This window comes from Nocardia sp. NPDC057668 (assembly GCF_042799795.1).
Classification (GTDB): Bacteria; Actinomycetota; Actinomycetes; order Mycobacteriales; family Mycobacteriaceae; genus Nocardia.
The window spans coordinates 2,673,268-2,692,929 of record NZ_JBHVIC010000001.1 but is presented as its reverse complement, the minus strand read 5'-3'; the positions used below and the strand labels follow the sequence as shown (position 1 = coordinate 2,692,929).

The window sequence follows — 19,662 nt, the reverse complement described above, 5'->3', positions numbered from 1 at the left end:
GGAAACATCACCGCAGAGCCGGAATAACTTCCTTCTCGAAAAGCTCGATCCCGCTCGTGTCGTACGCCGACTCGGGGAAATTCAGGATCGTATAAGCCAGCCCCAGATCCTTGACCTTGCCGAGGTTTTCGATCACCTGCTCGGGCGTACCCACCGCAGCCGATCCCCGGAAGATGTTGTCGATCTGAGCCTTCGCCGCCTCCGCGCCGGTGAAGGGCGTCAGCCGGGCTTCCAGCGCCGCCAGGCGATCCTCGACCTCCGCCTCCGTCTCGGCGATGGCGACGTTGAAGTTCGAGCTGCGGGTGATCGCGTCGAAGTCCGTGCCCACGGCCGCGCAATGGTCGCGCAGCAGCGCCGACTTGTGGGCGAACTCGTCGAGCCCGCCCGCGAAGTTCGTGTACTGCGCGTACTTCGCGGCGATCTTCAGCGTCACCTTCTCGCCGCCGCCCGCGATCCAGAGCGGAATCCCGCCCTCCTGCAGGGGAAGTGGGCGGACGATCGCGCCGTCCACCTGATAGTGCTTGCCGTCGAGCGTGGCGCTGCCGGTCGTCCAGGCCTGCTTGAAGATCTGCACACCCTCGTCCAGGCGGCCGAGACGCTCACCGGCGGAGGGGAATCCGTATCCGTACGCCCGCCACTCGTGTTCGTACCAGCCGCCGCCGATGCCCATCTCCACGCGCCCGCCGGAGATCAGATCGACCGTCGCGGCGACCTTGGCCAGATACGCCGGATTGCGATAGCTGATCGCCGTGCACATCTGACCGAGGCGGATCCGCTCGGTCGTCGCCGCGAACGCCGACATGAGGGTCCACGCCTCGTGGGTCGCCTCCTCGGTGGGCACCGGCACGGTGTGGAAGTGGTCGTACACCCACAGTGATTCCCAGTCCGGATTCGCGTCGGCGCGCTGCGCCAGCCCGCGCATCACGTCCCACTGCGCAGCCGGCTCGATGCCGACCAGATCGAGCCGCCAGCCCTGCGGGATGAATAGGCCGAAGCGCACGAGTTCTCCTCCGTTTGCCGAGCAGTTTCCGTCCGCGTGAAGACGCGGTCCGAGATCCACTGTTCTCGCCCGCCACGCGGCGGGCAACCTTTGCGCGCCCCGCGCATCTAATTCCATCCGCCCGATGCCCGAAATGGTTGTCCCAGACGGGATAGGATGCGCCGCAGGTGATCGTTTCGACCAGTGGGGAGGGCTCGGCGATGAGCGCGATTCAGATGCCCGCACCGGATGGACCGGTATCGGCGGTATTCGAGACCCCGTCGGGGGACGGGCCCTGGCCGGGGGTCGTGGTGCTGCACGACATCGCCGGACTCAGCGGCGACATCCGGCGCAAGACCCGCCTGCTCGCGGACAACGGCTACCTCGCCGTCGCGCCCGACCTCTTCTCCCGGGGTAAGGCGCGCTGCGTGCCGAGCGTCTTCCGGGACATGCTCAGCAGCAAGGACGGCCGGGCCACCCGCGACATCCAGGCCGCCCGCGCGCTGCTGATCGCCGACGAGCGCTGTACCGGAAAGGTCGCGATCGTCGGTTTCTGCCTCGGCGGCGCCTTCGCGCTGCTGCTCGCCCCGCAGGGCTTCGACGTCGCCGCCCCGTTCTATCCCTCGGGGCGCGGCAACTACGAAGAGGTGTTGCGCGGCGCGTGCCCGATCGTGGCCAGCTACGGCGCCAACGACCCGGCCAACCGGGGGCGGGGCGACAAACTCGAACGCGTCCTCACCGAGTACGGCATCGACCACGACGTCAAAACCTATGCGGGCGTGGGCCACTCGTTCGCCAACGACCTGCCCGCCCAGGGCCTGCTGCGCGTGGCCGGGCTCGGCTACGACGAAGCCGCGACATCCGACGCCTGGGCGCGGATCTTCGCCTTCTTCGACACCCACCTGTCCCCGGGCTTCCAGCCGGGCGGCCCGAACGTGTAGCCGAGCCAGTCCCGAATCCGACCGGTGGAGCGCAGATCCCGCCACAGCGCCCCGAACTCGTAGTACTGCAGCGTCAGCAGATTGTCGCTGTCGACGTTCTTGGTGAGTCCGTAGGTCGGCCGGAAGGTCTCCGCGCGGAAGGTGCCGAACATCCGGTCCCACAGGATCAGGATTCCGCCGTAGTTCCGGTCCAAATACTCCGCGTCACTGGCGTGGTGCACCCGGTGGTGCGAGGGCGTGTTGAACACGAACTCGAACCAGCGCGGCAGCTTCCCGATCGTCTCGGTGTGCACCCAGAACTGATAGATGAGATTGAACGACCACGCCGTGAACACCATCCACGGCGCGACGCCCAGCAGCGGCAGCGGAATCCAGATGAGCAGCTCGAACCACGGATTCCACTTCTGCCGCAGCGCGGTGGCGTAGTTGAAGTACCGGCTGTTGTGGTGCACCTGGTGCGCGGCCCAGATCAGCCGGACCCGGTGCGAGGTGCGGTGGTACACGTACCAGAGCAGATCCACCCCCAGCATGACGGCCACCCAGCTCAGCGGATTGCGCGGATCGAGCTGCCAGGGCGCGTGCACGTACAGCACCGCGTACCCGAGCAGCGCCACGAACTTGGCCGCCCCGCTGACGAAGACCGAGACCGCGCCCATGAGCAGGCTGTTGCGCGCGTCGGCCCGGTCGTACCCGGTGCGGTCCTCGCCGTGCTCGCGCAGCGCGAGCACCTCGACGACGAGGGCGAGCACGAAGAACGGGATCGCGTAGGTGACGGGCTGATTGATCTGTTCCCACAGGTCCACGGTGCTCACTCCACTCCCGCGCCGATGAACACGCGGTTACTTCATCACCCCGACTGTAAGGCTCGGATCGCGGGATTCGGAAGGGGCGATCCGCGTGACCAGCGGTTCAGCCCCGTCCTGCGCGCGTGACCAGGCCGAGGCAGCCGGCCGCGGCGGCCGCCAGCGCCAGGAACATCGCCGGATAGCCGAACCCGGCGTGCTGGTGCAGCACCGCCATCACCGCCGGGACGCCGAACCCCAGGTAGCTCACGGCGTAGAAGACCGCGGTCAGGCCCGCCAGGTCGTCGGGCCGGGCCATGCGCTCGATCTCCAGCAGCCCGGCGACCAGCCCGATGCCGAACCCCGCGCCCAGCAGGACCGCGGTGGCCACGGTCAGCCACAGCGTCAGCGCACCCGAGGCCACGGTGGCCAGCAGCATGCCGGTCACGGTCAGGCACAGCCCGAGCACCGGCAGCCGCAGGGTGCCGGGCCGGTCCAGTCGGCGGGCCAGCGACTGCACGGCGAACCCGCAGCCCAGCGTGATGACGGTGATGAGCGCGGAGAAGGCGATGGGCGCACCCTGCACCTTGGGCATCATGAGGGTGGGCATGATCGCGTAAGCCGTTGCGGCGGAGGTGAACAGCCATACCGACAGCGGCAGTGCGACGAGCCGGAAGCGGCGGTTCGCGGCGGCCGGGACCTTCAGATCGTCCAGCAGCCGGGCCGTCACGGGTTGCGGCACAATCGTTTCCGGTGCGCGCAGCACCCACGCCGCCGCGCCCAGGCAGAGCGCGACATTGAGGAGATAGGGCAGGGTGTCCGGCAGCGGACCCCACTGCGCGAGCACGCCGGCGACGCCCGCTCCGACACCGAATCCGCCGGTGAGGCTCATGGCCGAGCGCCGCGCCCCCGCGCCGGCGGCGGACCCGGCGGTGTAGGGCGGTTGGGAGAGTTCCTTGAGCCAGCTGCTGCCGACCGCCATCGCCAGTCCGAGCGCGATGCCGGACAGCACCCGCCCGGCCGACAGCATGGGCACCGAGCCGGCCCCGAAGGCGAGCAGCAGCGACCCGGCCGCGGCTACCAGGGGTGCGGGCCGCATCAGCGGCCTGCGGCCGTAGCGGTCCGACAGCGGCCCGCCGATGAGCAGCGCCGGAATGATGCCGAGCACGTACTCGAACAGCAGCAGGTCGACCGTCGCCAGCGGCAGTCCGTCGCGCTTGTACATGACCAGCAGCGGAGTGAATTCGTTTCCGCCCCAGGCGATGGCGAAGATGGCGGCCGCGACGCCGACCCAGGCGCGCTCGGCCGCGCGGGTCGCGGGTGCGGTGGTGGTCAGCGCCGGTGCGGCGGACGGCGTCGGCATCGGAATCCTCTCGCGGTGCGACGCCTGGGCACTGGCGTCGGGGGTGCGGCCGGGGCGGGCGGCGAAACCGGTGGGATCGCCCGCCTCGATGTGCGCCGCGATCCGGGTGCGGACGGCGATGGGCCTCGGTCGATCCTAGGAGCGCGACCGCCGGTATTTGCTGGGATGTGGCCGGGTTCACCGCCCGGACCCGCGACCGACCGGGCGGACTTGCGCGAGACGCGCCTCACGCACGATGATCTGTGCTGTTGGCATATTGCCAGTAAGTTCAGACACGGAGGTCCGCATGGCGAACGACGCCACCCCGCCGCTGCACGAGGTAGTGAACAGCGCGCTCGAGTTCACCATCCCCATCGCGCACAAGATGGGCGTCACGGCCACCGAGGTGCGGCCGGGCTACGCGGCGACCAAGGTGCCGGCCGAGGGCAACGGCAACCACTTCGGCGTCATGTACGCGGGCGTGCTCTTCACCGTGGCCGAGGTGCTCGGCGGCGCGCTCGCGCTGGCCAGCTTCGACACCGCGAAGTACTACCCGCTGGTCAAGGACCTGCACATCTTCTTCCGCAAGCCGGCCGGCACCGATGTGATCGCCGAGGCCTCGCTGTCGGAGGCGGAGATCGCCCGTATCGCCGAGGAGGCCGACCTCAAGGGCAAGTCGGACTTCACCCTGACCGCGAAGGTCATCGACGCCAACGGCGTGGTGGTCGCGGAGACCAAGGGCCTGTACCAGCTGCGCGCCCACGGCAAGTAGGGCAATCGCACGGAACGCGACGGCCCCGGCGTCGGTATGACGCCGGGGCCGTCGCGCCAGGCCGTCTTGCCGAACCGTCGCTCCGGGACGGTCGTGCCAGGATCGCGGACGCGAAATCCGGATATCGCCGATGGTCGGCCTGAGCCGAGCCCGGCCGAGCCGCGTTGAGCCCGGCCGAGCCGAATCAGGTCCGGCTGAGTTGCGTCAAGACTGGCCGATCTGCGCGAACTGTGCCATGTCGAAATAGTCGCGCCAGGCGGTGATCTTGCCGCCGGAGACCTCGAAGATGCCCATGACCGGCAGCTCGATCGGCTTCTCGCCCAGGGTGAAGCGGTCGGTGCGCTCGTTGAGCACGGTGCCGCCGTTCGCGGACTGGTGGTGGATCGTGAACTCGATCCCGCCGAACGCGCCGATGAACCCGCGCAGGAACTCGAGGATGGCCGCCTTGCCGAGCAGCGGCGCCATCGGGATGTTGTGGTAGATCGCGTCGTCGTGGAAGTACTCGGCGATGGATTCGGGTGTGCCGGTGAGCCATTCGGCGCAGAACGCGGTGACCAGGGCTTCGGGGGACAGGTCGGTCATGTCGGGCCTTTCAGGAGATCTGCAGGGTGAGGCTACGGTGCCGGCGCGCGAACAGGCTCGGAAACCATTGCGGGGGAGCGTCGTCGGCGAGTGTGAAATGCGAGCTGCGTTCCAGCAGCGCCGTCAGCGCGGCGGTCGCCTCGAGCTTGGCCAGCGCCGAGCCGACGCAGAAGTGCACGCCGCGGCCGAAGGCGAGGTTGTTCGCGCCGCTGCGCCGGTCCAGATCCAGGGTGTCCGGATCCTCGAATCGGGCCGGGTCGCGATTGGCCGCGCCCCACAGCAGCAGCACGTGACCGCCCGCGGGCAGCTCGACCCCGCCCAGCACGGTGTCGGCGGTGACGTGGCGATGATGCGCCCGGAAGGGTGATTCCAGGCGCAGCGCCTCGTCCAGCAGGGCCGGCAGCAGCGCGGGCTCGCGCCGGATCTCCCGCTGCAGTGCGGGATCGGCGGCCAGCATGCGCGCGGCGGTGGACACCAGGCCCGCGGTGGATTCGCCGCCCGCTCCCACCAGTTGCACCAGCACCAGGACCGCGACGGTGTCGGTCAGCTCGCCGGCGGCGCACGCGCGCGCCAGCACCCCGAGCAGGTCGTCGCCGGGATTCTGCTGGGCGGCCGCGAATTTCGTGTACAGGTAGCCGGTGAGCTCGGCCGCCGCGCCCACCGAGCGGGTGAAGCCGTCGGCGTCGACCACGCCGCCCAGCATCTCGGTGCTCTCGTACGCCCACGACAGCAGTTGCGGCACATCGGCATCGGGGAGCCCGATGATGTCGGCGACCAGCGCCAGCGGCAGTCGGTCGGCCATCCCGGTGGCCCAGTCGATGCGCCCGTCCCGCAGCCCGTCCTCCCACAGCGTGCCGACCAGCGCGTGCACGGTGGGCGCGAGGCCGCGAATCCGCTTCGCCAGCAGCGGCTGTACCAGTTTGCGCTGGACCAGGTGGGCCGGGTCGTCGGCGGTGGCCAGCACGTGCACGGCCTGGCCGCCGCCGTCCATGTCGAAGGTGATCGGCGGGCCGTCGGGTTGCCGCAGCAGCACGCCGGTGAGGTTCGAGGAGAAGATCTCGGGTCTGCTCACCGCCTCGGTGACCAGGTCCCAGGTGCTGACCAGAAAGAAGTCGGTGCCCGGGACGCGGTACACCGGGGAATGTTCGCGCAGCAGCCGGTAGAGCGGATTCGGGTCGTCGAGGTGGGCGGGATCGAAGAGATCGATCGCGTCCGGTGAGATCGGTGTCATTGCCACTCCGGGTCGGGGAACCTGCCGTCGGCACACGGTTTCCCGGGGGTGGATCGGGTGTCAAGAAGTGTCTCGGTATGAGAATTTCAGAGGTACGCGCTTTCCCGGTATGACAGGGAAAGCATCGATAACACCTGGTGAGAGACATTTATCGGCGATACATATATGACAGAATGTCTCGCCTCGAGATTGCTCCCGGTTCTCAGGAGCACCTGTTGTCGCGCACACACCCGAGCAGCAGCAGTGTCACATCCGCCTTGGGTGGCGCCGTCCCGCGCGGCTGAGCGGCCAGCGGAATCCGGGCGAAGTCCGCGGCGGCGGGCGCACCCAGCTGGGTGGCCGAGCGAAAGCCGTACCGCTGCCAGGCGATCCGCTGAACGTCGGGATCCTGCAGCGCGGTGATCAGGCGCTGGGCGTCGGCCGTCAGCGCGAGCACCGGATTGCTGTTGAACAGCGTCGGATCCGGATACAGCATGCGCGTCCCGGCCAGCAGCGCGTCGGTGGCGGCGGGATTGTCGCGGTAGGCCGCCAGTTGCTGCAGGACCTGGTTCTCGTAGCCCGCGTAGAGCATGGCCGCGCCCTGGATCAGCCACTCCCGGAAGCCGCCGTTGGAGCTGTCCGACTGCAGGCCCTGGGCATCGTAGAGTCCGCGCACGGTGGGCAGTCCGGCCTTGGCTTCGGCGACGGTGGGCGGCTGGAAGACGTCGCCGGAGGCGATGACCGTCAATTCCAGTTGCAGCAGGCTGAATCCGGAGTTGGAGGTCGCGGGATCGGTGCTGGTGATGCGGATCGGGCCCGCCAGGTTCTGCGCGGCCAGCGTCTCCCACTTCTGTTTGGGCAGTACGTAGTCGAGCAGCAGGCGTTTGAGATCGACTATGAAGTAGGCGTTCTCGCGCTGGGCGACGATGCCGGCCTTGATCAGGGCGTCGGTCGCGGCCGGTCCGGCGTAGACGACTTCCGGTGTCTCCAGCACCGATTCGGCCCGGTAGCCGGGGAAGTCGTTGATGTCGTGCGTCGCCTCGAACACGCTGCGCGCGCTCGCCGAGGACGGCCACAGGCAGCCGACGCCCTGACTCCGCAATTGCGCGGTCGGCACCTGGACCAGGTCGTAGGAACCGCGCTGGTCGAACTTCACGGCCAGCCCGTAGTCGTCGCGCAATATCGCCTGGACGTCGGCGTCTGCCATGAGCGCGGACTTCTCCGAACCGCCCAGGCAGCTCAGGGTGGTGACCGCGGCCGGGGTGGCCCGGGAGCCGCGAATCACCGCGACGCCGACCACGATCACCACTATCGCGACGACGGCGGCCAGCAGCACGGGCAGTCGGGACTTGTTCATCTGTCCTCGCTCGGGGGCAGTACGGGCGGATAGCTCAGTTCCAGGCGGGCAAGATCGGTGAAGAAGGACTCCAGGTCCGGATCGCCGATCTGCTCGGCGGTATGGGCCGCGAAATGTTCGAAGCCGCGCAGTATCTCGCGGCTGCGCGCGAGCAGCCGGTCGGTGTCGCGGAAGCGCGCCGGATGCTCCTGCATCTCGAGATAGCGATCGAGCACCGATTCCACGCTCGCCAGCCCGCCGCGCAGACCCGCGGCGAGCGCCGGAAGCTGCCCGGGGTCCGCCCGCTCGGTGCGCTCGACCAGGCTCGGGATGATGTCGCAGGCCCGCAGCAGCGCCGCGCGGGTCTCGGGATCGGCGACGCGCCCCGCCCGGGCCGCCACGCGCAGGGTGGCCGCGCTCAGCTCGCGAGACAGCGCGCCGCGTCGTGCGCGGTCCGAAAGAGCCTGTCCGGCAAGCGCTGTCAGGACCGCCGCGCCGGCCGCGACGCAGGCCGCGCCGGCCGCGGAGCCCAGCATCGCGTACAACCCGAGGAAGGACAGGACCAGCACCGCCAGGGTGGTGATCAGGACGGAATTGCTCGGCAACGCGCTCCTATCGGTAACCAACGGCCTGGCGCAGGGCCGCGACCATATTGTCGGAACTGAAGTAGGAACCACCCGTGCGCTGGGCGATCTCGTTCAGCGCCTTGGTGTTCACGGCGCTGCCGAAGCCGATGGTCACCACCGGCACACCGCTGCGCGTGATCGCGTCCAGCCCGCCGCCCTCGGTGTCGGTGCCGTCGGTCATCAGGATGACCAGGCGCTTGCGGGCGGGGTCGGGCGCACCCTCGAACGCGCTCGCCGCCGAGGCGAGGCAGCGGTAGATTCCGGTGCCGCCGTTGGGCTTTCGATCGCGCACGACACCGCGCAGGGTTCGCAGGGCGGGTGCGGCGTTGCCGGCGGTCCACGGTACGGAGATGGTGACGCTGTCGAAGACCAGCACCGCGGTGCGGTCCTGCGGTCCGGTCTGCAGCAGGTATTTCTTGGACTCCACCGGGTCGAAGAGCAGGTCCGCGGCCTGCTGGACGCCGTCCCAGCCGCCGTTGGTGCCCATGCTGCCCGAGGCGTCGATGCAGTAGACCAGATCGGTCGGGGGTCGATAGGCGGTCTGGTAATTGTCCAGTGCCGCTTCGATGACCGGCGCGGCCGGATAGGTGATGGGCTGCTCGGTCAGCGTGGCGCGGATGCCGCGATCGGGATCGAACACCGCGCGCGGGGCATCGGGCAGCGACAGCCCGATACTGGTGATGGGCCGCCTGCCCAGCTCGGTCAGCCGATGCTGGGTGCCCGCGGTGAGCAGGAAGTCCTGGAGCTTGGTGAAGTTGGCCAGCTTGGCGGGATAGTCGCCGTGCGGCAGGAAGCCCAGCGGTGCGTCCGAGATGGCCAGCACCCCGCGGGGATACACGACGTGCAGCGGTTCCCGACCGGCCGCGATCAGGTCCCGATTGCGCTCGATAACCAGGTCCTCGTAGGTGAACAGCGTCCGGCACTGCTGCGGCGCGGCCAGGCATTCGTCCATGAGCAGCCCGGTCGAGGGTGGGGTGCGCGCGAAAGCCCGGGCGAATCTGGTGATTCCGGTTCGCACGGGTTCGGAGTTCAGCTGGTCGGCCGTGAGCGCCACCCCGGGTCCGTTGCCCGCGAAGTGATTCAGGAAGCCCAGCAGCACCGTCGCGCCGGAATTGGACTGGGTGGGATTGGTCATCCACGCCGTGGTGCGCTTGGCCTCCACCGCCGCCAGGATCTCTTCGATCCCCACGTCGCGACCGGTGAACCCGAGTGCGTCCAGGTCGCTCTTGCGCCCGGCGTAGACCAGCGGGGTGCTGAACATGGGCTGGACCCGCTGCAGCCGGTGCTCGGTGTCGCCGAGCTGTTGAAAGACGCTGCCGGCGAACCAGAACGCGTCGTAGGGGGCGTCGCCGCCCTGGAGCAGCCGGGCCTGATCGACCGACCCCATGGCGGTCATGGTGCACGTCAGGCCCTGTTCCCGGCACCACGGCTGCACGATGTGCTCGAAGACCGCGGCGTGTTCGGAACCGGCGACGATATTGATCACATCGGCATTCGGATCGTGCGCGGTGACGGGGCCCGTCCCCGGCTCGGACCCCGTACAACCGGCGACCAGTGCGGCCGCCGTGACCAGCAGTGCGACAATCAGTTTCGTGTGCGGGCGGACCCGCCGCGCCACCTTCCCCTCCATGTCGAGAGCCTAAACACGGCGGGGTGTGGCGCGGGTGAACGGCGGATGAGCGCCGGGCGAAATCAGTTGTGCGGTAGTCGAACCAGCATCTTGCCGGTGTTCGCGCCGTTCATCATCGCGGTGAAGGCGTCCAGGGCCTGGTCGATCCCCTCGACGATTGTCTCCTCGGTGCGCAGTGAGCCGTCGGCCAGCCAGCCGCCGGCCTTGGCGAACCACTCGGGCAGCTGGTGCATGTGATCGCTGACGTTCATGCCGCGCAGGGTGATCCGCTTGCCGATGGCCAGCGGCAGGTGACGCGGGCCGGGTGCGGGTTCGGTGTCGTTGTAGATCGAGATCGCGCCGCACAGCGCGATGCGGCCGTAGCGGTTCATGGTGACCAGGGCCGCGTCCAGGTGATCGCCGCCGACATTGTCGAAGTACACGTCGATGCCCTCGGGCGCGGCGGCGGCGAGCTGTTCCGCCAGATCGCCCGCGCGGTAGTCGATCGCGGCGTCGAAGCCGAAGTCGGTGCGCAGGCGCGCCGCCTTGCCGGGGCCACCGGCGGAGCCGATCACCTTGGCCGCGCCGAGCTGTTTCGCGACCTGCCCGGCCACCGAGCCGACCGCGCCCGCGGCCCCGGAGATGAAGACCACGTCGCCCTCCCGCACGGGCGCGATCTCGGTCAGGCCCGCGTAGGCGGTCAGGCCGGTGGTGCCGAGCAGGCCCAGATAAGCCTGTGCCGGAGCGGTTTCGGTGGAGACGACCTGCGCCGAGCCCGCGTCCAGCAGCGCGTATTCGCGCCAGCCCGCGAAATGCGACACGGTCGCGCCGACCGCGACGGCGTCGGATGCCGAGGCCACGACCGTGCCCACCGCGCCGCCGGTCATCGCCTCGTCGAGAACGAAAGGCGGAATATAGGATTCGACGTCGTTCATCCGTCCCCGCATGTACGGGTCCACGGACAGCCAGTCGTTGCGCACCAGCACCTGACCCGGCGCCGGATCGGGCAGATCGACGGTGGCGAGTTCGAAGTCCGCGGGCTTCGGTTCGCCGAACGGGCGCGCGATCAGACGCCACTCACGACTGGCTACGGTCATAGCTGTTCTCCTTCGAGATGTTTCGAGTGCATGCCGTGCAGGACGGCGGTGGCGGCACGGGGCACCAGGTCGGTGCGGCGTGCGGCGAGCAGGCCGATGGTGGTGGCCAGCAAGATGTGTGCGGTGTCCGCGGGATCGCGCAGGTGTGCGCCGGTGAGCGTCGCGGTGAGGATGCCGTGCAGATCGCCGGTGAAGCGGCGGCAGATATCGCCGTTGAGCCGGGCCTGCTCATCGAGAAGCTCGGCGGCGTGCGGAGATTCGGCGAACGGGCCGGAGGTCAGTTCGACCTTCGCCGCCAGAATCCCGTGCACCCGTTCGGCCAGTGGGGCATCCGCGTTCGCGGCCGCGCGAGCGTGTTCGAGTGCGGCGCCGTGCAGTCGCTCGGTGAGGCGCCGCACGGCATCGTCCTTGCCGCGGACGTACTGGTAGACCGCGGACCTGGAAACGCCTGTCTCGGCGGCGATGTCGTCCATGGTGGTCCGGCGCACCCCGTAGCGCAGCAGGCAGCGCTGGGTGGCGTCGAGTACGTCCGCGGTCCGGTCGGCCATCGAACTCAGAGCGCCTTCAGCAGCTCCGCCGCCAGCGGAGCCGAGGACGCCGGATTCTGGCCCGTGTACAGATTGCGGTCGACCTCGATCTTCGGCGCCCAGGGCTCGCCCTCGCGGTAGTCCACGCCGAGCGCGACGAGCCGATCCTGCAGCAGCCACGGGGCCTTGTCGGCCAGGCCGGCCTGGGTCTCCTCGGCGTTGGAGAAGGCCGCGACCCGGTACCCGGCGAACGGGGAACGCCCGTCGGCATCGGCGGTCGCCAGCAGGGCGGCGGGCGCGTGGCACACCACACCGAGGGGCTTGCCCGAGGCGAGGGCGGCCGTGAGCAGCCGTGCGGAGTCGGCGTTCACGGCGAGGTCTTCCATCGGGCCGTGGCCGCCGGGGTAGTAGACGGCGTCGTAGTCGTCGAGCCGGACATCGGCGAGGTCGATGGGCCGGGTCAGCTCGGTGGCCGCGCGCAGCGTCTCGGCGACCTTCTCGGCTCCGGCCGGGCCCCCGTTGGCATCGGCGGCGAGGCTGCCGTGATCCACCGTCGGCACGACCGCGCCGGGTGTCGCGACCACGATCTCGTGCCCGGCCCCGCGCAGTGCCTCGTAGGGTGCGGCGAACTCCTCCGCCCAGTACCCGGTCGGGTGTTTCGTACCGTCGTTCAGCGTCCAATGATCGACGCCGGTCATGACGAAAAGAACCTTGGCCATGAAATCTCCTCGAATCGGAACGGGCTGCGGACTGGATCACCTGACATTTCGTATGCGATGTGTCAGGTCGTCGTGCCACCCACGCTAGGCACTCTCGGATCGACTGACCAATAGACTCGCCTATATGAGACATAGGCAGACCGATGGTTCGGTGGATCTGGCCCAGCTGCGGACCTTCCTGGCCGTCTACCGAGCCGGATCCATCACGGCCGGCGCCGCGCAGGTCGGGCTGTCACAGCCGACGGTCACCACCCAATTGCAGGCGCTCGAGCGCGGCATCGGGCGGCCGTTGTTCGAACGGCTGCCGCGCGGGGTCACCCCGACCGCCGCCGCACACGATCTCGCCGTCCGGGTGTCCGATCCGCTCGACGCGCTGGAGATCGTGGTCGGGAACGCGCCCGCCGAGAGCGCCGCGGAGCCGCCGGTTCTGCTGGGCGGCCCGGCCGAATTGCTCGCGGCCCTGGTGTTGCCCGCGCTCGCCCCGCTGGTCGCCGCCGGTGTGCGGCTGACCGTGGTCACGGGCCTGGCCGATGATCTGCTGGCCGATCTGCGGGTCGGCAAGCTCGATCTGGTGCTGTCCACCATTCGCCCGCGCGGGCGCACGCTACTGGCCGAACCCCTCGCCGATGAGGAATTCGTGCTCGTCGCGGCCCCGGCGGTGGCGGCGGGCGTCGATCCGGAGCGTTTGCGCGCCAATGACTTCACCGGGGTCCCGCTGGTCAGCTATGCCGCGGACCTGCCGATCGTGCGCCGGTACTGGCGGCACGTGTTCGGCACCCGGCTCGAAGCCGAAGCGGCCCTGGTCATTCCGGATCTGCGGGCGGTGCTCTCGGCGGTCGTCGCCGGGGCGGGCGTGTCGGTGCTCCCGCGCTATCTGTGCTCGCGTGAACTCGCCGCGGGAAATCTCGTCCTGCTGCTGGATCCGCAGGACGCGCCGATCAACACCGTCTACCTGGCACGGCGGGTCGGGGGACCGCCGCGTGTACACGCCGATCGGATTCGGGACCGGCTGCTGGAGACGGCGGGGATCTGGCGGGCCTGCGCCGACTGACTCGGCGGTACCGGATCGGACCGCATACCTACCGGGGAGTATGTCCGTTTTGGTCTTATGCTGACCGGCAAGGCGGAACGGGATGCAGATCCGCCTGCGCACCAAGGAGATAGAGGGATTCGATGTCACCGGGATACCGTCGGCCCGACGACGACACGTGGACGCAGAGCGCCGAGCCGTGGTCGCGGGACAGCGACCCGCGGTCGCGGGAGGCCGAATCGCGGTCGCGGGACGGCGAGCCGTGGTCGCGGGACGCGGGCAGGCACGCGCCCGGCGCCGACCTCTGGTCGCAGGTCACCGATGTCTTCGAGCCCATCCGCGATGACTACGCGCCCACCGGTGACCCCGAGCCCGGCGGACCGGCCGCTACCCCGCGGTCACCCCGGCGCACGCCCGCCCGTGCTCGATCGCAGGCCGAACGGGCCGGGCTGATCGCGCTGGCGGCCGTGGTGCTGGTGGCACTGGCCGTGGGCACGTTCTTCACCACCCGGCACTTCATGGGACCGAGCGACACCGGCGTTGCGGCAGCGCCCACGGTGACCGAGACGACCCCGCCGCCGGTCACCACCACCTCGGCACAATCCAAACCCCCGGCCGCCGGGGCCGCGCTGTCCTCGGTGCTCACCTGGATCAAGGCGGGCACGCCCGCCGACGACGCCGACTTCCACACCGTGACCAACACCTCCGGCGTCACCAGCGATCTGGGTTCGGCCGTCGCCTTCACCAGCCCGACCGGCAAGATCCGGTGCATGACGCCCAAGCGCGCCAACCCCCAGCAGCAGGGGCTGACCTGCATGGCAGACCTGGACAACCCGCCCGAGCGCCCGTCGAAGGCCTCGGGCAACTGGGTCGGAAACTGGATCGACTACCCCGGGGCGACCCTGGGCATCGGGCGGATGCAGGGCGACCCCGGGCAGTTCACGCTCGGCGACGGCCACATCCTGACCTACGGCAGCCGATTGGATTTCGACGACTACGTCTGCCGCATGGACAACGCCGGGCTGTTCTGTGTCAACGAAAGCGCCGGAACGGGTGTGCAATTCAGCTCGGCCGGCCCGGTCGCCTTCGGCTGCCTGTCGGAGTACACCTCCAAGCAGTACGGACTCTGGTACTCCTGCGAAGCGCCGGTGCCGACCACCACCTCCGCCGCGCCGACCACGACCGCGACCACCCCGAGCGGGAGCGCGGGGCCCGTGGTCGCGGGCGTGGAAGGTCAGCCGTGCAAGAAGGCCGGGCAGCGGGGCCGCGCCCCGGACGGCACCGGCCTGTTCTGCGATGCCGCCGGTGGCTCGGGGCTGCGGTGGTTCGTCGAGTAGCCGCTACTTCTCGAGCAGCCCGAATTCGGTGAGCAGCTCACCGATCTCGGTGCCATCCAGCCGCTTCATCAGGCGCTTGCGCAGGATCTGCGGGCCGGGCAGGTCGATGGCCTCGCCGTCGCGCAACCGGCTGGTGGCGGCCAGCAGCGACCGGATGTCATAGGTCGAACCGAAGACCTCCGGCACGCCGCGTTCGATGTCGAGCAGCTGATACGCGGCCTCCATCCCCGTGCGCACCGAGTACTCGGTGGTGAAGATGCAGTCGCGGGTGGTCTCGGCGAACTGGCCGATGAAGGCGAAGTTCACCGCGCCCTCGGGCACCACCTGCGGGCGGTCACCGGCGGTGCGCGGCATGAAGAACGCCGTCACGTACGGCATCATGACCGGCACGCACTTGGCGGCGTTCGCGGCCAGCTCCGGAATGTCCTCGACCGGAACTCCCATGTGGTACAGCCACTCCTGGGTGATCTCCTCGCCGGTGCACTCCTGCATGGACTTCTTGACGTAGTCGCCGGGGGTGTCGACGAACAGCGCGTACACCCACACCACGATCTGGTCCTTGGGCTGCTTCTTGAAGTGCGGCTGGCGGTTCACCGTCCAGCTCATCAGCCAGCTCGAATCCTTCACCGTCACGATGCCGCCGGTGACGACCTTGCCGCTGAAGGGATCTCGCTTACAGATCTTCTGAATGTATTCGGGGATGCGCTGATCCAGGGTTGTCACCGTCGCGGATTCCCACTTGGTCTTGCTGATGTCGCCGGCGAAGACCTCGGGCCGCCCGAACGCCGGATCCTTGGCGGCTATGGTGCGCCACAGATCCCAGGCCGGGGCCGGGCCTTCGTCGAGCTTCGCCGGGGTGTGCTGATCGCCCTCGTCGGAATTCTCGGTGAGGGAGCCGATCGTCATGAGCAGCAGATCGTCCGCGCCCAGGTCGACCCCGCCGGTGACGCCCTCGGACACCCAGTGGATGCGCTTGGCCTGCTTGCGCGACGCGGTGATCTCGAAATCCACGTCGGTGACCGTGGTGTCGAACTTGAACGTCACGCCCTGGTCCAGCAGCCAGCGGTAGAGCGGCAGCACCAGCGACTCGTACTGGTTGTACTTGGTGAACTTGAGCGCCGAGAAGTCCGGCAGGCCACCGATGTGGTGGATGAAGCGGTGCAGGTACAGCTTCATCTCGAGCGCGCTGTGCCACTCCTCGAACGCGAACATGGTGCGCCAGTACATCCAGAAGTTGCTCTCCAGGAAGTCCTTCGAGAACACCTCCTCGATGCGCTTGTTCTCCATCTCCTCGCGGGTGGCCAGGAAGACCTTGATGATGTCCTTCTGCGCCTTCTCGTTCAGGGTGAACAGGCCGTCGGTGTGCGCGTCCTGACCGCGGTTCAGGGTGGCGCGCTGCAGCGAGAAATTCGGGTCATCCTTGTTGAGCCAATAGAATTCGTCCAGCACGCTGGCGTCGTCGATCTCCATGGAGGGGATGGAGCGGAACAGATCCCACAGGCACTCGAAGTGGTTCTCCATCTCGCGCCCGCCGCGAATGACGAAGCCCTTCTTCGGTTCCTTGATGCCGTCGAGCGCGCCGCCGGGCAGCTTCAGCTCTTCCAGGATGGTGATCTTGTTCCCGGGCAGCCGCCCGTCGCGGATGAGGAAGGCCGCGCCCGAGAGCGAGGCCAGGCCGGACCCTACGAACCATGCCGTCTTGTCCTCGACGCCCGCGGGCTTGCGGGGCCGGGCGAACGCTTCGTAGTTGCCGTTGCTGTAGTACATCTGGCTCCTTCTCGAATCGTTTCGAACATGGTGTGCGGCAGGAGAATTACGCCGAGTACTTGTAGAAGCCCTCCCCGGTGGCGATGCCGAGCTTGCCCTTGTCGATGTAGTTGCTCTTGAGCCACGCGGCCAGCTTCTTGCCGTTCTCGTCGTCGCTGTTGACCAGGATGTTGTAGGGCGTGGTGAGGCCGATGACGTCCAGGATCCGGAACGGGCCCATGGGCGCGCCGGTGGCGATGCTCCAGGTCTTGTCCACCGCCTCGGGATCGGCGTAGCCGCCCGCGCTCAGTGCCATGGCCGCGTTCAGCAGCGGCACGAGCAGCGAGTTGAGGACGTAACCCGCCTTCTCCTTGTGCAATTCGATCGGCACCATGCCGATCGCCGAGGCGAAGTCGACGACGGCCTGGTACACCTTCGGGTCGGTCGCGGGGGTGCCCATGACCTCGGCGGTGTTGAACTTCCACACCTGATTCGCGAAGTGCAGCGCCAGGAATCGATCCGGGCGGCCGGTGAACTCCACCATGTCGCTGGGCAGCAGCGTGGAGGAGTTGGTCGCGAAAATTGTTTTCTCCGGGGCGGATTCGCCGAGCTTGCGGTAGGTGTCCTGCTTGATGGACAGCACCTCGGGCACCGCCTCGATCACCAGGTCGGCGTCCCGCACCGCTTCGGCCAGATCCGACGTCAGCGTGATGCCGGCCGCGGTCTGTTCGGCCTTGCCGTCCCCGCCGCCGGCGACGTCGGTCTTGTAGATCGCGGCGAGTTTGTCGAAGCGGTCCTGCGCGGCCTTCAGCGCGTCGTCGCTGATGTCGTACGCGGTGACCTCGAAGCCGCTGAAGGCGGTCTGAAAGGCGATCTGCGAACCGAGCACGCCGGTTCCCAGGACGGTGACCTTGCGAATATCGATGCTCATGCTCTCTCCTATCGGTGGGTGAGTGCGGCGAAGAATCCGGTGACCAGCAGGGCGATCTGCGCCCGCAGATCCTCGATCGGGTCGTGCTCGGGATCGACGCCGGTGGCGGGCCGGGCCAGTGCCAGGTGCAGCACCGCGAAGATGCCGCGTCCGGTCAGCCGGGCCTGTTCGTCCACTCGCGGGTCGTCGATGCCACGGGCCCGGGCGTCGGCGGCCAGCCGGCCGGCGAACATCGCCTCGGCCCGTGCCACCAGCTCCAGGCCCTGGACGCGGTACTTCTCGGCCGGTGATCCGAACAGCAGTTCGCGCTGATAGATCGCGGTGTTCTCGGCGCCGCGGCGGGCGGCCGCGGTGATCGGCCGCACCATGGCGAGCAGCGCCGGTACGGAATCGGTTTCGGTGCGGGCCGCCCGGTCGCCCGCGTCGAGCGCGGTGCGGAAATCCCGGTTGAAGACCATGAGGAACAGCTCGCCCTTGGAGGCGGCGTACCGGAACAGCGTGCCCGCCGCGATGTCGGCGCGATCGGAGATCTGCTGGGTGGTGACGTTGGCGAAACCGCGCTCGGCGAACAGCGCCGCGGCGGCCTCGAAAATGCGGTCCTGCTTGTCGAGCATGCCGCGCGTACGCCTGTTGACCTGTGCCGGTTGGTTGTTGACCGCCATTCGACACCTCCGCTTCCGCATCCCGTAATGAGTGGACTCATTGAAGAGCGTACGCCTGGCTAACGAGTTTGCAACCCGCCGCCGGTCACGATCGGCACGCCGGAACCCGGCGCGGATTCGAGCTCGCGCCGGGCGGATGGATCAGAAACGCAGGACCGCGATGGCGGCCGGGGCGGCGGTGCTGGCCGGGAACAACCCCTCGATCTGCTCGGCCGCGAGCAGGTAGATCGCGCCCTTGTGTTCGAGGGTGCGCACGATGGCGTACTCGGCCAGGTCGATCACGGAAGTGCCGGGCTCGGAATGGGTTTCGACCGCGTCGGTCATTTCGTCGAAGCGGCCCCACTCGGCCGCGCCCTGGGTGACGAGCAGCGATTCGACGCGTCCCTGGAAGGCCGCGCGCACCACCTCGCCGATGGTGACCGCGACCCGGGTGGGACTGTCGGCCAGCAGTTGCGCCGCGTGCTCGACGGCGGCGCGCTGAGCGGCCTCGAAACGCGGCCGGACCACCTCGTAGGCGGCGGCGTGCAGCTTCGGCCCGGTCAGCGCCGCGGGGTTGGTGTCCACCGTGCCGGCCAGCAGCGGGCCCAGGGTGGTGCGCTTCTTGAACTGGCCGGTCATTTCCGGATCGGCGACCAGCACCAGCGGGATGGCGGTGTCGGTCAGGTGCCGATCGACGGCGGCGGCCACCTTGCCCGTCCACTCCTCGAGGGTGGTCTTGCGCCAATCCGCCGGGGTGACGCCGTAGGCCTGGGTGCTGGCGCTGGTGCGGCCGCCGGTGTGCGGGCGTGCGGCGGGGGTGGCCTGCACGCGGTTCTGGCGGTCGTCGTCGAGATTGTCGGTCGGGCTGCCGGGCAGGCCGCCGTCGTAGTCCTCGGTCATGGCGAACCGGGAGGCCGAATACAGGTGCGCGCCCTCGGCGGTCATGGTGAGAACGGCGAATTCGCCGTCGGCGGCCAGCAGCGGGAGCAGCGGCTTCACGTAGAAGTCGCTGCCGACCACCACCTGTTCGGTCAGTTCCAGGGGCACCCGGTGGCGGTACTGGGTGCCGTCCGCGCCCAGGAACAGGGCCAAGCCCTGATCCCGGTGCTGCCAGAAGGGATAGTCCTCGATGAGCGCCTCGGCGGGGGCGAGCAGCTCGCGGGCCTCGGTTTTGCTCGCGCCCGCGGCCAGCAGTGCGGTGTGCGCCTCGGTCAGCAGATTCCGGAAGCGAATCGGATCCTGCCGGGTCTGCGGCCCGCTCACGTGGGTGGGCAGAAAAATGGAAACACCGCGCCCGGGCGCGGCTTTGATCAGGGTGGAAAGGTCGGACTGTGTGAACATCGGCCGTCCTTAGGTTGAGGTTGCCGGTCATCCCCAGGCGTTAGCCAGGGTAATGGCCAGGTCCGGTTCCGGGTGGGCCTCGACCGGATTGAGATGACCTTGTTCCTCAACGAA

Annotated in this window: 19 protein-coding genes; 4 read left to right on the top strand and 15 right to left on the bottom strand. The window is 68.9% G+C overall.

What is annotated here, in order from left to right; all coding sequences use genetic code 11:
• Window positions 1–7 precede the first annotated feature (7 nt).
• Window positions 8–1,000: an LLM class F420-dependent oxidoreductase gene (locus tag ACFVBH_RS12320; RefSeq protein ID WP_354984568.1), complete on the bottom strand. Its 993-nt coding sequence runs from the start codon at window positions 998–1,000 to the stop codon at window positions 8–10.
• Window positions 1,001–1,167: 167 nt separating this feature from the next.
• Between ACFVBH_RS12320 and ACFVBH_RS12315 the strand changes: the two genes are divergently transcribed.
• A complete protein-coding gene (locus tag ACFVBH_RS12315; protein WP_379001370.1) occupies window positions 1,168–1,920 on the top strand; it encodes a dienelactone hydrolase family protein in 753 nt (250 codons plus the stop codon).
• Here the strand turns inward: ACFVBH_RS12315 and ACFVBH_RS12310 are convergent.
• Both ACFVBH_RS12310 and ACFVBH_RS12305 read right to left on the bottom strand, forming a co-directional pair.
• Window positions 1,821–2,732: a sterol desaturase family protein gene (locus tag ACFVBH_RS12310; RefSeq protein WP_379001368.1), complete on the bottom strand. Its 912-nt coding sequence runs from the start codon at window positions 2,730–2,732 to the stop codon at window positions 1,821–1,823. The genes ACFVBH_RS12315 and ACFVBH_RS12310 overlap by 100 nt on opposite strands.
• A 97-nt stretch (window positions 2,733–2,829) precedes the next feature.
• Window positions 2,830–4,065: an MFS transporter gene (locus ACFVBH_RS12305; RefSeq protein ID WP_379001366.1), complete on the bottom strand. Its 1,236-nt coding sequence runs from the start codon at window positions 4,063–4,065 to the stop codon at window positions 2,830–2,832.
• Window positions 4,066–4,351: 286 nt separating this feature from the next.
• Here ACFVBH_RS12305 and ACFVBH_RS12300 point away from each other — a divergent pair, with 286 nt between their 5' ends.
• A complete protein-coding gene (locus ACFVBH_RS12300; RefSeq protein ID WP_379001364.1) occupies window positions 4,352–4,816 on the top strand; it encodes a PaaI family thioesterase in 465 nt (154 codons plus the stop codon).
• Between the two features lie 204 nt (window positions 4,817–5,020).
• On the opposite strand, the gene ACFVBH_RS12295 is transcribed toward ACFVBH_RS12300, so the two are convergent.
• From ACFVBH_RS12295 to ACFVBH_RS12260, 8 genes are all read right to left on the bottom strand, one after another.
• Complete coding sequence (locus tag ACFVBH_RS12295; RefSeq protein ID WP_379001720.1) at window positions 5,021–5,389, bottom strand: limonene-1,2-epoxide hydrolase family protein; 369 nt, start codon at window positions 5,387–5,389, stop codon at window positions 5,021–5,023.
• Between the two features lie 19 nt (window positions 5,390–5,408).
• Window positions 5,409–6,629 (bottom strand): cytochrome P450, encoded by a 1,221-nt coding sequence (locus ACFVBH_RS12290; RefSeq protein WP_354984563.1) that lies wholly within the window; start codon window positions 6,627–6,629, stop codon window positions 5,409–5,411.
• A 202-nt stretch (window positions 6,630–6,831) separates the two neighbouring features.
• Window positions 6,832–7,965, bottom strand: a complete 1,134-nt coding sequence (locus ACFVBH_RS12285; RefSeq protein WP_379001362.1) for a hypothetical protein — start codon at window positions 7,963–7,965, stop codon at window positions 6,832–6,834.
• Window positions 7,962–8,549, bottom strand: coding sequence for a hypothetical protein (locus ACFVBH_RS12280; RefSeq protein ID WP_379001360.1), 588 nt, complete (start codon window positions 8,547–8,549; stop codon window positions 7,962–7,964). The genes ACFVBH_RS12285 and ACFVBH_RS12280 overlap by 4 nt, the downstream gene beginning before the upstream one ends.
• A gap of 7 nt (window positions 8,550–8,556) precedes the next feature.
• Window positions 8,557–10,200, bottom strand: coding sequence for a VWA domain-containing protein (locus ACFVBH_RS12275; protein WP_379001358.1), 1,644 nt, complete (start codon window positions 10,198–10,200; stop codon window positions 8,557–8,559).
• A gap of 62 nt (window positions 10,201–10,262) precedes the next feature.
• Window positions 10,263–11,276, bottom strand: a complete 1,014-nt coding sequence (locus tag ACFVBH_RS12270; RefSeq protein WP_379001357.1) for an NADP-dependent oxidoreductase — start codon at window positions 11,274–11,276, stop codon at window positions 10,263–10,265.
• Complete coding sequence (locus ACFVBH_RS12265; RefSeq protein WP_379001356.1) at window positions 11,273–11,824, bottom strand: TetR/AcrR family transcriptional regulator; 552 nt, start codon at window positions 11,822–11,824, stop codon at window positions 11,273–11,275. The genes ACFVBH_RS12270 and ACFVBH_RS12265 overlap by 4 nt, the downstream gene beginning before the upstream one ends.
• Before the next feature lie 5 nt (window positions 11,825–11,829).
• Window positions 11,830–12,522 carry a type 1 glutamine amidotransferase domain-containing protein gene (locus tag ACFVBH_RS12260; RefSeq protein WP_379001355.1) on the bottom strand — a complete coding sequence of 231 codons (693 nt, stop codon included), beginning with the start codon at window positions 12,520–12,522 and terminating at the stop codon, window positions 11,830–11,832.
• 124 nt (window positions 12,523–12,646) lie between these two features.
• On the opposite strand from ACFVBH_RS12260, the gene ACFVBH_RS12255 reads away from it, so the two are divergent.
• Both ACFVBH_RS12255 and ACFVBH_RS12250 read left to right on the top strand, forming a co-directional pair.
• Window positions 12,647–13,573 carry a LysR family transcriptional regulator gene (locus ACFVBH_RS12255; protein ID WP_379001354.1) on the top strand — a complete coding sequence of 309 codons (927 nt, stop codon included), beginning with the start codon at window positions 12,647–12,649 and terminating at the stop codon, window positions 13,571–13,573.
• A gap of 122 nt (window positions 13,574–13,695) precedes the next feature.
• Window positions 13,696–14,889 carry a hypothetical protein gene (locus ACFVBH_RS12250; RefSeq protein WP_379001353.1) on the top strand — a complete coding sequence of 398 codons (1,194 nt, stop codon included), beginning with the start codon at window positions 13,696–13,698 and terminating at the stop codon, window positions 14,887–14,889.
• Between the two features lie 3 nt (window positions 14,890–14,892).
• On the opposite strand, the gene ACFVBH_RS12245 is transcribed toward ACFVBH_RS12250, so the two are convergent.
• The 4 genes from ACFVBH_RS12245 to ACFVBH_RS12230 form a co-directional block, all read right to left on the bottom strand.
• Window positions 14,893–16,656: an oleate hydratase gene (locus ACFVBH_RS12245; protein ID WP_354984554.1), complete on the bottom strand. Its 1,764-nt coding sequence runs from the start codon at window positions 16,654–16,656 to the stop codon at window positions 14,893–14,895.
• A gap of 46 nt (window positions 16,657–16,702) precedes the next feature.
• Window positions 16,703–17,566, bottom strand: coding sequence for a 3-hydroxyacyl-CoA dehydrogenase (locus tag ACFVBH_RS12240; RefSeq protein WP_354984553.1), 864 nt, complete (start codon window positions 17,564–17,566; stop codon window positions 16,703–16,705).
• 8 nt (window positions 17,567–17,574) lie between these two features.
• The gene (locus tag ACFVBH_RS12235) at window positions 17,575–18,228 is read right to left on the bottom strand and encodes a TetR/AcrR family transcriptional regulator (protein WP_379001352.1); all 654 of its coding nucleotides are present in this window, start codon (window positions 18,226–18,228) and stop codon (window positions 17,575–17,577) included.
• A 141-nt stretch (window positions 18,229–18,369) separates the two neighbouring features.
• Window positions 18,370–19,548, bottom strand: a complete 1,179-nt coding sequence (locus ACFVBH_RS12230; protein ID WP_379001351.1) for a hypothetical protein — start codon at window positions 19,546–19,548, stop codon at window positions 18,370–18,372.
• Window positions 19,549–19,662 lie beyond the last annotated feature (114 nt).